3 protein-coding genes are annotated in these 5,472 nt (G+C 72.9%); all 3 read left to right on the top strand.

What is annotated here, in order from left to right; all coding sequences use genetic code 11:
* Positions 1-3,577, top strand: a 3,577-nt coding sequence (locus tag ACWGH4_RS19380; RefSeq protein ID WP_453462225.1) for an SDR family NAD(P)-dependent oxidoreductase, incomplete at its 5' end; no start/stop codon positions are given.
* Between the two features lie 2 nt (positions 3,578-3,579).
* Positions 3,580-5,070, top strand: a complete 1,491-nt coding sequence (locus ACWGH4_RS19375; protein ID WP_453462222.1) for an MFS transporter — start codon at positions 3,580-3,582, stop codon at positions 5,068-5,070.
* A gap of 177 nt (positions 5,071-5,247) precedes the next feature.
* The gene (locus tag ACWGH4_RS19370; RefSeq protein WP_453462219.1) at positions 5,248-5,430 is read left to right on the top strand and encodes a DUF5302 domain-containing protein; all 183 of its coding nucleotides are present in this window, start codon (positions 5,248-5,250) and stop codon (positions 5,428-5,430) included.
* Positions 5,431-5,472: the final 42 nt, after the last annotated feature.

The following is a 5,472-nucleotide window of genomic DNA, read 5'->3' as shown; positions in this document are numbered from 1 at the left end:
CTCCCTGTCCGTGCACAGCCAGCCGGAGAACACCGCCGATGCCGGGACGTGGACCCGGCATGCCACCGGTGAACTCGACGACGGCACGAACAGCCCCACGGCCGGCGCGCTCAGCGGGCCGGCCTGGCCGGCGGCCGGCGGCGACCGTATCGACCTCGGCGGCTTCTACGAACGCTGCCACACGCAGGGACTGGAGTACGGCCCCCTCTTCCAGGGGCTGACCGAGGCCTGGCGGTCCGGCGACGCCCTGTACGGGGTCGTACGACTGCCCGCCCCCGCCCCCGCCCCGGGAACGGACACTGCCCCCGCCACAGCCGCCCCGGCCGACGCCGTCACCGGTTACGGGATCCACCCGGCGCTGCTGGACGCCGCCCTGCACCTGCTCGCGGCAGCCGGACCGATGGACGCCGGCGACGGGCAGGGCGCGGCGGAGGACGGCACCGTCCTGATGCCGTTCGCCTGGCGGGACGTCGAACTCCACGCCACCGGCGGCACCGAACTGCGCATACGCGCCGAGCGCACCGACGGGACCACGGTGCGGCTCCTCGTCGCCGACGCCACGGGCGAGCCGGGCCTCCCCGGCGGCGGGCTCGAGGCCCGCCGGTCCGACATGGCCCGGCTGCGCGAGGCCGCCGCCCCGCAGACCGGCTCCGAGGACCTCCACCGCATCCACTACCAGCAACTCGCCCTCGACACGGACGCCGCCACCCCGGCCCCGGGCACCGACACCCCGGGCACCGGGGGGACCGCGCTCGTCGGCGCCGACGGCATCGCCGCCGCATGGCTGGGAGTCACGCCGGCGGCCACCGGCACCAGCCTGCCGGACTTCGGTGACATCCCCCCGTCCCGCATCGTCGTCGACCTGACCGGCGCCACGACCGGGATCCCGCAGAACGACACCCAGGACGCGGCCCAGGACGCCCAGGACGCGGTGGTCCGGGCGCTGCACCAGGTGCAGGACTTCCTGTCCGACCCGCTGCTGGACGACTGCGAGATCGTATGGATCACCCGGGACGCCGTCGCCGCCCGGCCGGAGGACCCCGCCGCGTCACTGACGCACACACCGCTGGCCGGACTGCTGCGCGCGGTACGCGCCGAGCACCCCGACCGGTCGCTGCGCCTGGTCGACGTCGGCTCCGACGTGAGCGACCCCGGTCTGCTGGCCCGGGCGCTCGCCGTCGGCGGGGAGCCGGAAATGGTGCTGCGGGGCGACACCGTCCTGGTGCCGCGGCTGCAGCGTGCCCCGGCGCCCGACGCCGGCACCGCCCCCGAACCGGGCGGCGCGCCGTGGCACCTGGACATCCGGGAACGGGGACGGCTGGACACCTTCGAGTTCCGCCCCACCGGGACGGAGCCCCTGCCCGCCGGCCACATCAGGGTGGCGATCCGGGCCTCCGGCATGAACTTCCGGGACGTCCTCAACGCACTCGACATGGTGTACTCGCCGCGGCTCGGCCTCGAATGCGCCGGCGTCGTCGTCGAGACGGCCCCCGACGTCACCGGACTGCGCCCCGGCGACCGGGTGATGGGCCTGGCGACGGGCACCTTCGGCACCGAAGTGTGCGTGGACGCCCGCCTCATGGTGCGGATCCCGCCCGGCCTGTCGTTCGCACGGGCGGCGACGGTGCCGCTGGTGTTCCTCACCGCCTACTACGGCCTGCACGACCTCGCCCGGCTGCGCGCCGGGGAACGGCTGCTGGTGCACGCGGCCGCGGGCGGCGTCGGCATGGCCGCCCTGCAACTCGCCCGGCACTTCGGCGCCGAGGCGTACGGCACGGCCGGGCCGGCCAAGTGGGACACGCTGCGCCGGCTGGGACTGCCGGGCGACCGGATCGCCTCGTCGCGGGACACCGCGTTCGAGTCCCGGTTCAAAAGGGCCACCCATGACCGCGGTGTCGACGTCGTACTCAACTCCCTGACCGGCACGTTCGTCGACGCGTCGTTGCGGCTGATGCCCGGCGGCGGACGTTTCCTGGAGATGGGCAAGACCGACATCAGGGACGCCGACCAGGTCGCGGCCGACCACCCCGGCGTCACCTACCAGGCGTACGACCTGCGCGACAGCGGCGCCGACCGGATCCAGGAGATGCTGCGGGTCATCGCCGGTCTGCTGGAACAGGGAGTCCTCGCACCGCTGCCGTACGAGGCGTTCGACGTGCGCGAGGCGCCCGCCGCGTTCCGCCACATGGCGCAGGGCCGGCACGTGGGCAAGATCGTCCTCACCGTGCCGCGCGCCCTGGACACGGACGGCACCGCACTGCTCACCGGCGGCACCGGAGAACTGGGCCGGCTGGTGGCCCACCACCTGGTACGCGAACACGGCATACGGCACCTGGTGCTGACCTCACGCCGCGGCCCGGACGCGCCCGGCACCGCCGAACTGGTCCGGCAACTGCAGGAGGCGGGCGCCGAGTCCGTCACCGTGACCGCCTGCGACGTCTCCCGCCGCGACGACATCGCCTCGGTACTGGCCGCCGTCCCCGCCGGCCACCCGCTCACCGCTGTGCTGCACCTGGCGGCCGTGCTGGACGACGGCGTGGTGCACAACCAGAGCGCGGAACGGTTCCGGCGGGTCCTGGAACCCAAGGTGGCGGGCGCCCTCCACCTGCACGAACTGACCGAGGACCTCGACCTCGCGGCGTTCGTCCTGTTCTCCTCCGCGGCCGGCACCCTCGGCGCCCCGGGCCAGAGCAACTACGCGGCCGCCAACGCCTTCCTGGACGCACTCGCCGCCCACCGGCGCAAACGCGGCCTGCCCGCGGCCAGCCTCGCCTGGGGCCTGTGGGCCCAGGGCGGCACGGGGATGACCGCGCATCTCGGCGACGCAGACCTCGCCCGGGTGCGCCGCCGCGGCGCCCGGGCACTGACGGCGCAGGAGGGCATGGCCCTGCTGGACGTGGCGCTGGCCCGGCCGGAGACCCTGCTGGTCCCGCTGAAGCTGGATGTCGCCGCACTGCGCGGCGACACCGGCGAGGTCGTCCCGCTGCTGCGCTCGCTGGTCCGCCCGCAGCTGCGGCAGGTGCGCGCACAGGCACCGCAGACCGTGTCGTTCGCCGAGCGTCTCGCCGGCCTGACCCCCGACGAGCGCGTCGCGTCGCTGCTCACCACTGTGCAGAACGAGATCGCCGACGTGCTCGGACTGGCCGGTGCGGCCGCGGTGCCGGCCGACAAGCGGCTCAAGGACTTCGGCCTGGACTCGCTGATGGCGGTCGAAGTACGCAACCGGCTGTCCAAGTACGTGCAGGCGGCGCTGCCCAGCACCATGGCGTTCGACTACCCGACCCCCCGGGCGATCGCCGACTTCCTGTACGTACGGCTGGACTTCGACGGGGAACCCGAGCAGTCCGGCCCGCCCGCCGACCCCGCGGAGGCGGCCCGATGGGCGCTGTCGCGGGTGAGCGCCGAGCAGCTTCAGCAAAGCGGTGTGCTCGCCCGTCTGCTGGAGATCGCCCAGCCGCGGCCCGCGGCACAAGCGGCCGCCGACGCGGTGCGCACCGCCGACGCGCTGCAGGCCGCGGAGGAACTGACCGCCGACGAGATGGATCAGGCGCTCGACGCCGTCCTGGGGAGTCTTTGATCGTGAACGAAACCACCACCGGACCCGGACCGGGTTCACGCCGCCGCTGGCTGGCGCTGGCGATCGTCGGAGCGGCGATGTTCCTCGACACGCTCGACGCGTCCATCGTCACCGTCGTCCTGCCCGCCATCCAGACCGACCTCGACAGCAACTACGCGATGGCGCAATGGACCCTGGCCGGATACACCCTCGCCTTCGGACTGCTGCTGATCACCGGCGGCCGGCTCGGCGACATTTTCGGCCGTAAACGCGTCTTTATGGCCGGCGTCGCGGGATTCACCGCCGCCTCGGTGGTCTGCGGCGTCTCCGTCAGCGGCGAGATGCTGGTGGCCGGTCGGTTCGTGCAGGGCCTCATGGCGGCGCTGATGGTGCCGCAGACCATGGCGGTCGTCGTCACCCTCTTCCGGCGCGAGGAATGGGCCAACGCGTTCACCCTCGTCGGCGTCGGACTCATCGTGGGCAGCGTCAGCGGACCGCTGCTCGGCGGCGTGCTGACCGAACTGGACCTGCTGGGCCTCGGCTGGCGCGCGATCTTCCTGATCAACGTGCCCCTGGGTCTGCTGACCCTCCTGCTGGCCGCCTTCTACGTGCCCGAGAGCCGCTCCGACGAGCCGCTGCACGTCGACCTGACCGGCGTGCTGCTGCTGGCCGCAGCGGCGCTCGGCCTGCTGTATCCGCTCGTCCAGGGCCGCGAAGAGGGCTGGCCGCTGTGGATGTTCGCCGTCATGGCGGCGGCAGCGGCCCTCCTGGTGCTGTTCGCGCTGCAGCAGCGGGCCCGCCACCGACGCGACGGTTCGGCGCTCATCCCCCCGCCGCTGTTCCGCCCGCCGTCGTTCCGGATCGGACTGACCCTCACCCTCCTGTTCTACACCGGCATCAGCTCCTTCTTCCTCGTCCTCACCTACCACCTGCAGTTCGGCCTCGGCTGGTCCGTGTGGCGCACCGCCCTGGCGACGGCCGCATGGCCGCTGGCCATCATCGCCGCGACGCAGGTGTCCTGGCGGGTCAAGTCGGTGAGCGGACGTACCTGGGTGGGCGCCGGGTCGCTGGTCCTGGCCCTCGGTGTGCTCTCGGCGATCGTGGCCGTACGGTCCTCGGGAGCCGGACTGCAGCTGTGGCAGGTCGCCGCGGCCGGCGTCGTCATGGGCATCGGCATGGGCCTGTGCTCACCCGTCCTGACCGCCGTCGTCCTCGGCGACGTGCCCGCGAAGGACTCCGGCGTCGGCTCCGGCGTCGTCAACGCCTTCATGCAGCTCGGCTCGGCCGCCGGCATCGCGGTCGTCGGCATGGTCTTCTTCTCCCTCACCGGCGGCCACGGCACCGGCGACGCCGAACTGCTGGGCGGCGCGCTGTCCACGACCCTCTGGTACAACGTGGGCGCCTTCCTGCTGACGGCGGCGCTCAGCCGCCTGCTGCCCGGACCGGACGGACAGACCGCCGCCCCGGGCGAGGAACGCGAGCCGGACACCGCCGCAAAACTCGCGGCACCCTGACACCAGCAACCTCCGGAACCACGGAAACCCGGGACCCCCGGAACCCTGAAAACAATTGCATGAGCAATTCATAATGGTGGCTCACGGGTGGCGAATTGAGGGCCGAAATCGACCCTCGTCAGATTTCCCTTTCTGTGCCACGCTGATCCGGCTGTTGATTATGCCGAGGAGGTTCGCATGGCCGATACGCCGCAGAACGATGCCGTGGAGGACGACGCCAGGCGCAAGTTCCGGGAGGCGCTCGAGCGCAAGGACCGCAAGGGCGCGTCCCGCCAGGCGCAGGGCGACATCCAGGCGCGGATCCAGGGCAGCACCAACCCGGCAGGCGGCAAGCGGTACTTCCGCCGCAAGACGGGCTGACCGCCGCGCAGGAGAAGGGCTGTGGCTTCCCAAGGGGGAGCC

Source organism: Streptomyces sp. NPDC054847 (assembly GCF_053610925.1).
Note: the sequence above shows the minus strand (reverse complement) of the source record. Positions and strands in the feature narration are given on the sequence as shown.

Coding starts and splice junctions, on each gene's coding strand:
- ACWGH4_RS19370 (WP_453462219.1), top strand. CDS start 5,248: ATGGCCGATACGCCGCAGAACGATGCCGTGGAGGACGACGCCAGGCGC.